This is a genomic window from Fulvivirga sp. (assembly GCF_040220315.1).
In the GTDB taxonomy this organism is placed as follows: Bacteria; Bacteroidota; Bacteroidia; order Cytophagales; family Cyclobacteriaceae; genus Fulvivirga.
In genome coordinates this window covers 1-6,919 of the sequence record NZ_JAVJUY010000378.1, presented here as the reverse complement: position 1 = coordinate 6,919, position 6,919 = coordinate 1, and the positions used below count along the sequence as shown (strand labels likewise).

Here is a 6,919-nt window from a genome sequence, read left to right as displayed (position 1 = left end):
TTTTCTATTATGCCGACCATTCACCTGAATTAACAGAATTTCCTTCTGAATCAAACTGGATCCAAGATCCGCTACCATCAGCATTCCAATTGATGGTGTAGAATAAATCACCATCAGCGTAGTAATTAATCGAACCCGAGTTATTAGGGTTAATGATTGCATTAATTCTAAAGGCATCGTTGGCCGTTAACAGGTCAAAATACAATACCCCATTAGGGTCTTCTGACCATTCATACCTAAATACGAATTCATTTTGGTTCTGACCAGAAAAGTCGAAATACTCTAAGAAGCCTTCGCGAATCAATTTTGATTCTTGTGCACCCACTATTTTTATATAATCAGATTCTGGAGATAACTTCCAAAATAACTCAAACACATAATGTGTGGTTGTTTCTGATATCTGATAAGCTACTGAGTAATCGCCATCAGTATAAGTATATACTAAGTAATCTTCTTCTGTTCGCCCATTGTCAGAAGACTTTTTTCCTATCGGTGTTGTAGATTTTGTAGCACCCGCTGGAACATCAAATAATGATAATTGATTTGTCATGCTGTTAATTTGCTGAACATAACCAACCGCTTGTTGAGCGACAGGATCATCAGAAGACAACATAGCTGCCGGTAATTCAATGGGCGTTTCTGAAGCTGAAAAACTTAACTCAGCATTTTCTAAAGATTGTGCAGGTGTAGAATCTTCATCGTCTTTACAACTGGTTAAAGCAATAACAAATAGCAAGAAAAAATAAAATAGCTTGTTCAATTTCATAAGATTAAAATTTAATTCATTCAAATGTAATTGATTGATACTTAAATACATAAAAAGGTAAATACTTCTAAAATATCATTATAAATTCTGCGCCTTTGCCTAATTCTGATTGTACTTTTAGCGATCCTTTGTGGGCTCTCATGATCTGTCTGGATAAACTCAGCCCAATTCCGGAGCCATCTTGTTTTGTGGTGAAAAACGGGACAAAGATGTTTTCCATTGTGGCCTTGTCTATGCCGGCACCATTATCGGTAATTGTAAAAACATCGCGCCCATCGGCATTTAATATATGTTGTAGCGTAACTATGCCATCAGGTTTACCTGTTACTGCTTCTAAGGCATTTTTAAGTAAATTAATTAATACTTGTTGGATTAATTCCCTATCGATGAGTATCTCTTTTGCACTGGCAAGCACCTTAAGATGAACACTATTTGTTTTAAAAGAATCTTTCAATAAAAGTTCTACTTCATTAAAAAGCTCTCTAATATTTACCTTTTCCAGGTTAGGTGATGGTATTTTAGATAACTCTCCATACGAATTTACAAACTTCACCAGCCCTTTGCTTCGCTTTTCAACTGTCTTCAACCCTTGGATCACGTCATCAGCATCTTCATCATCCAGTGCAGTCAGCTCCTTTAAGTTGCCATTGGTATCAAGTATTAATTGATTAATTACTTCAGTAAGTGTTGAGATGGGAATTACTGAATTTTTTATTTCATGGGTTAGGACTTTAATCAGCTTTTGCCAAGATTCCAACTCTTTTTCATCCAGTTCAGAATTTATATTTTGTATTGAAACCAACTTATACATCTGGTCATTCAACTTCAATTCTTTGGCACTTACTGATAAGTTCACCAACTCATTTCCATAGTTAATTTTAATCAATGAACGATCACCACTTTCTAATTTAGTAATTAAGAAATACAATTCTTTTTCAATTGACTTTATCTGTTTTATATTCGTTAAGAAGGGTATTTTAAAAATATCTTTGGCAGCATCATTTAATAACGTTACTGAACCCGAATCTTCTACATAGCCGAGCATGGCTATGGATGAATGTGCTACAACTGCCTTTAAAAAGTGATAATTGGACTCACTAACTTTCCTGAGCTCACGCATCTTGTCTGAAATTACTGAATAGGCATGCTGGGCTTCCTTATCGAGTTTATTGGCTTTTTTTCCTGTGTAATACATCGAAAAGTCGTTCTGGCTTATACCAATTAAAAAATTGGATAAGTCTCTTTGATGTTTTTCAATGGTATGAATTAAGGAAATCAGAATTAATATGGCTGCTAAAAATAACCACAATGAAACCAGCCAGAAATAAGTTTGTGTAAGCACATAAAAACCTGCAAAAAATAATACTGAAGTGAACAGTATTTTAATGCTTATGTTTAATCTAAATGATAGCAAAGCTTTTTTTGATTAATTAAAGTGTGCTAGAAGTATCTAAAACTAATTGTTATATTGATGTTGAAACTAAACTTAAAATTTAAACAGATGAAATCATTAAGTGCAAAATTTCTATTAATACTTTGTTTGTCGGCTTTTATAATTTCCTGTGTGCAGAAGTCTGGTGAAAATGCAGACGAGACTTTGGCCGTTGACTCTACCCAGGAATATGTAGGTGAAGAAGTTACTTACTCTACTGATTCAACAACAATGAAGGGCTATTTGGCCTATGATAAAAACAGTACAGATAAAAAGCCCGGGATTTTAGTGGTTCATGAATGGTGGGGGCATAATGAATACACAAGAGAAAGGGCAGATATGCTTGCCAAACTTGGCTATGTGGCATTGGCCGTAGATATGTATGGCGATGGAAAAGTAGCTCAACATCCACAAGATGCTCAAAAATTTATGATGTCAGTATTTTCTAACATAGAAGAAGCCGAAGCTCGTTTTGACAAAGCATTGGAGTTGTTAAAATCGAATGAAAAAGTAGATGGTCAACAAATAGGAGTGATCGGCTATTGCTTTGGTGGAAGCGTTGCTTTAACAATGGCCAATATGGGGAAAGATCTTGATGCAGTAGCCGCTTTCCATAGTGGTGTTCAGTTACCAGTTATGCCCACTTCAGATATTAAGGCCAAGATATTGGTATGTAATGGCGGTGCAGATCCATTTGTTTCAGAGGAGTCTGTCGAAAATTTCAAATCGGCAATGGATAGTGTAAATGCTAGTTATAAATATATTGCCTACGATAGTGCCAAGCATGCATTTACAAGTAAAGGTGCAACAGCAATGGGCGAGAAATTTGAATTGCCACTAGAATATAACGCTGAAGCTGATGAAGCTTCTTGGGAAGAAATGAAGGCTTTATTCAGTGACGTATTTACAAAGTAAATAACAAAAACAAAGGGCACTCGCTATAGAGTGCCCTAATTATTAATAAGCCTTTCCTAATTCAATCTATACTTCTCCATTTTTCTATACAAGGTACTTCTTCCCATACCTAACTCTTTGGATGCTTTCGTTAAGTTTCCATTAAATTTATCAATAGCCTGAGTAATGAGATTCTTTTCAACCTCTTCAACATTAAGTGTGCGAGTTGTTTCAATCTCTTTATTGTCATGAAACATAAAATCTTCTGCTGTCAATTCACTGTTGGAAGTCATGATTACTGCTCTCTCCACTGCATGTTCTAACTCGCGTACATTACCAGGCCACCGATATTGTTTGAGTTTAGTGATACATTCTGAACTCAATCCGTGAACAGTTTTTTCATATTTCCTGGCATATTTAGTAATATAATAGTTAGTGAGTATGGGTATGTCGCTAATTCTCTTTCTCAATGCAGGTACATTGATTTCTATTGTATTTAATCGATATAGTAAATCCATGCGAAAATTCCCATGATCAACGGCTTCTTGTATATTTTTGTTTGTTGCAGAAACAATTCTCACATCAATTGGTAAGGGGGTTGTACTGCCAATAGGTATCACCTCTCGGTTTTGTAAGACACTTAATAATTTTGATTGCTGCCCGTCAGATATATTGCCAATCTCATCTAAAAACAGCGTGCCTTCATTAGCAATAGAAATTCGCCCAGGACGATCTTCTTTGGCATCTGTGAAGGCTCCCTTTCTATATCCGAATAATTCTGATTCAAACAGACTTGTAGCGATTGCTCCTAAATCTGCTTTTATAAATGGTTTTTTTAATCTGTTTGATTGCTCATGAATGGACTTAGCCACAAGTTCTTTGCCTGTTCCATTCTCGCCAGTAATAAGCACGTTTGCGTCCGTTTTAGCCACTTTGGCGATCATTTCAAACACTTGTTGCATTTCTACTGATTCACCCAACATTGGGCTTTCAGATTTAGTTAAATCGTTAACAAGTGCCGTTTGTGTTGACTCCAATTTGGCTACTTTGTTCTCAGTTGCTCGTAACTTAAAAGCATTAATAACAGTGTTAAGAATCTTTTCTTTTTCCCAGGGCTTAGTAATAAAATCAGATGCCCCTTCCTTCATACATTCTACTGCCAGTTGAATATCACCATAGGCAGTATTCATAATAACTTTAATTGTCGGGTCAATTTCATTCACCTTTCGTAACCAATATAAGCCTTCATTGCCACTGGTAGCGCCCGACTTGTAATTCATGTCAAGGATGATAACGTCAGGAGATAAGTATTTTAAAGATGACTCCAACGTTTTTGGGGAAGACTCAGTGAGTACTTTTTCAAAATGAGGCCTGAGTATCATTTTGCCTGTAAGAAGAACATCCTCATCATCATCGACCAAAAGTATTACTCCTTTGTTTTTGCTCATATCAGTAGTTATTACTTAGCTTACTCACCTAAACTAGATAATGTATCAATATGACACAAATTAGTTGTCTCATTATGATACAATTTTAACCTGAATTTACAAGATTAATATTTTAAATAATTGATATACAGATACTTATGAGTTTGGCATTCATGTTGGCAATGAGATTACCAAATCCCTAAACGAAAAAACTATGATTACTAATTACATAAAAATAGCTATTAGAAATCTTCTCAATAAAAAGGTATTTAGCTTTATAAACATTGCTGGATTGGCTTTAGGAATGGCCGCATGTTTGAGTATTTATTACTATGTAAATTACGAATTCAGCTACAACAAAAACTTCCCAAACTATCAGGAAATATATCGAGCATACTTCGTACGACAAATAGAGGATGGTAAGAACATTGTTTACTTCAATGCCGGTACTGCATTAAAAAACAAAATGGAAGAGATTCCTGAAGTTGAAAATGCCTTTCGGTTAGTTCAGATAGATTATCAAAATAATTCATTGATCTACGACAGCGAAACGGGTAGAATGGCGATTGAGCAACAGGGTGTTCAGTTTGCAGATCAATCCATTAAAGATGTTTTGAATTTAGAGTTAAAGGCCGGTTCATTTCTCAAGATGGATCAACCAATGAAAGTTGTTCTTTCTGAATCTGTAGCTTCAAAATTCTTCGAACCAAAGGAGGCAATAGGTAAAACAATTACGCTCAGTGGCAACATTGGCAATAATGATTATGAAGTGGTGGGAGTGATAAAAGATCTGCCGGGAAATACTACATTTAATTTGAATGTGCTTTTGTCCATGGCATCAAAAGGCTCCATAGAAGGAGAGGAAGAACTGAATAAATGGAATAGCCTTAATGCCGAAACATTTTTTAGGAGTAATAGACCCGATGGAGAAATTATTGCTTCTCTTGATCGTAATGTAACAAATCTAGATGTATTTACTAGTGATGAAACTTCATGGTCAATGGGCATACTGCCTATTGCCGACCTGCATCTTACTACTGTTACTCAAGATGCTACATTAGATACTTCTGCCGAAAAATTACTTTACGGTTTACAGTTAATAGGATTGTTTATTTTGACCATCGCATGGATCAACTTTATTAATTTATCAACGGCCCGTGCCACAGAAAGGGCTAGGGAAGTTGGAGTAAGGAAAGCGCTTGGTTCTTATCTAAGCCAGATCAGATTGCAGTTTATGATTGAATCATTCATAATTAACTGTTTAGCCGCGGCCATAGCTCTTACTGTTACACAACTAGTATTACCAGCAGTTTTTGGTACCAAGGATTTAATGTCTATTTCTGAAGACTCCAAAGTGTTCTTCTGGTCAATGTTTGCTGCTGTTTTGGTATTAGGTTCATTTTTATCCGGTTTGTATCCAGCGTTTGTACTTTCTTCCTTTAAGCCAGTTGTGGTTCTAAAAGGTAAAATGACGAGTTTCAAAAGTGGCGATATGTTGCGTAAAGGACTCGTGATATTTCAATTTGCGGCATCTTCAATAATGATCATCGGCACGTATGTGGTATACCAACAGATTACTTATATGAAGAATAAAGATTTGGGTTTGAATATTGATAATATACTTATTCTGGATTCTCCACCAATTGATGTAACCTCTTCAAACAATGACAAGTACCAGGTGATTAACTCTTTCAAAGAAGAAATAAATCAACTAAATAGTGTAAAGCACATTACTGCGAGTAGTGACATACCTGGACAGAACACCGGTTGGGCTACTTCTTTGAGGCTGGTTAACGAAACAGAAGATCAAAAGAAAAACATACAGTTACTAGCTTGCGATAGAAACTTTATTGATGCTTATGACATTGAACTGGCAGCCGGAAGGTTTTATATTCAAGGAGATGGAACATTTGACAAAGGCCATTTTGTAATTAATGAAGCTGCTCTTTCACTTCTCGGCTTTGAATCAGCTGAGGAGGCAATAGGCAAAAATCTGATAGAAGGAAGAATGTTCCCTGAGCTAACCATTGTAGGTGTGGTCAAGGATTTTCATCAACAGTCTCTCAAAAGTAGAATTGAGCCAATGGCTCTTGTTTACAGCAGTTGGAGTAACTATTATTCTCTTGCTTTAAATATTGATGAGAATCAATCATCAGATAAAAAAGCCATTGCATTGAAGCAATCATTAAACCAAATAGAAATTATATGGGCTAAGTTTTTTCCTGAATACCCTTTTGATTACAACTTTCTTGATTCAAGATTTAATGAACAATATAAGAGTGATAATGAGTTCAGTTTTATCATTAGTCTTTTTGCATTGCTTTCGGTACTTATTGCCGGTTTAGGGCTTTTAGGTCTTGCTTCATATTCCGTGATTCAACGAACTAAAGAAATAGGTAT

At 35.7% G+C, this 6,919-nt stretch carries 5 protein-coding genes; 2 read left to right on the top strand and 3 right to left on the bottom strand.

Annotated elements, in window-relative coordinates:
• Positions 1-7: 7 nt before the first annotated feature.
• Positions 8-766, bottom strand: a complete 759-nt coding sequence (locus tag RLO81_RS19550; protein WP_350115861.1) for a hypothetical protein — start codon at positions 764-766, stop codon at positions 8-10.
• 67 nt (positions 767-833) lie between these two features.
• Positions 834-2,180, bottom strand: coding sequence for a sensor histidine kinase (locus RLO81_RS19545; protein WP_350115858.1), 1,347 nt, complete (start codon positions 2,178-2,180; stop codon positions 834-836).
• Between the two features lie 87 nt (positions 2,181-2,267).
• On the opposite strand from RLO81_RS19545, the gene RLO81_RS19540 reads away from it, so the two are divergent.
• On the top strand, positions 2,268-3,113 hold the full coding sequence (locus RLO81_RS19540; RefSeq protein WP_350115855.1) for a dienelactone hydrolase family protein: 846 nt from the start codon (positions 2,268-2,270) through the stop codon (positions 3,111-3,113).
• 56 nt (positions 3,114-3,169) lie between these two features.
• Here RLO81_RS19540 and RLO81_RS19535 read toward each other — a convergent pair whose 3' ends face one another.
• Positions 3,170-4,540, bottom strand: a complete 1,371-nt coding sequence (locus tag RLO81_RS19535; protein WP_350115852.1) for a sigma-54-dependent transcriptional regulator — start codon at positions 4,538-4,540, stop codon at positions 3,170-3,172.
• A gap of 193 nt (positions 4,541-4,733) precedes the next feature.
• Here RLO81_RS19535 and RLO81_RS19530 point away from each other — a divergent pair.
• Positions 4,734-6,919 (top strand): ABC transporter permease (locus RLO81_RS19530; RefSeq protein ID WP_350115849.1); only part of this gene is annotated, 2,186 nt, incomplete at its 3' end.